This is a genomic window from Acinetobacter sp. GQ146, assembly GCF_059758585.1.
Window position 1 is genome coordinate 1 of record NZ_JCAXDV010000022.1, and the last position, 871, is coordinate 871.

The following is an 871-nucleotide window of genomic DNA, read 5'->3' on the forward strand; positions in this document are numbered from 1 at the left end:
ATTATGCAGTTACTTTCGCAACAACACCAGCACCTACTGTACGACCACCTTCACGGATCGCAAAACGTAGACCTGGGTCCATTGCGATTGGGTGGATTAATTCTACTGACATTTCAACGTTGTCACCTGGCATAACCATTTCAACGCCTTCTTGTAATTGGATTGCACCAGTTACGTCAGTTGTACGGAAGTAGAACTGTGGACGGTAGCCATTAAGGAATGGAGTATGACGACCACCTTCTTCTTTAGAAAGTACGTATACTTCTGCGTCGAATTTAGTGTGCGGCTTGATTGTACCTGGTTTAGCAAGTACTTGACCACGTTGTACGTCTTCACGCTTAGTACCACGAAGAAGAACACCACAGTTCTCGCCCGCACGACCTTCGTCAAGAAGTTTACGGAACATTTCAACGCCAGTAACTGTAGTTGTTTGTGTATCACGGATACCAACGATTTCTACAGATTCGCCTACTTTCACGATACCAGCTTCTACACGACCAGTTACTACTGTACCACGGCCTGAGATAGAGAATACGTCTTCGATTGGCATTAAGAATGCTTTGTCGATAGCACGTTCTGGTTCTGGAATGTAAGAGTCAAGCGCTTCAACAAGAGCAAGAACTGAAGGCTCACCGTACTGACCAGCGTCGCCATTAAGCGCAGCAAGAGCAGAACCACGGATAACTGGAGTGTCATCGCCTGGGAAGTCGTAAGTAGAAAGAAGTTCACGAACTTCCATTTCTACTAATTCAAGTAATTCTTCGTCGTCAACAAGGTCGCATTTGTTTAAGAATACGATGATGTAAGGTACACCAACCTGACGTGAAAGAAGGATGTGTTCACGAGTTTGTGGCATTGGACCATCAGTCGC

At 45.5% G+C, this 871-nt stretch carries 1 protein-coding gene; it reads right to left on the minus strand.

Annotation, left to right across the window (positions count from 1 at the left end; all coding sequences use genetic code 11):
- Position 1 precedes the first annotated feature (1 nt).
- The coding region (tuf, locus tag AC6CHI_RS16095) for an elongation factor Tu (protein WP_498122500.1) at positions 2-871 on the minus strand (870 nt) is incomplete at its 5' end.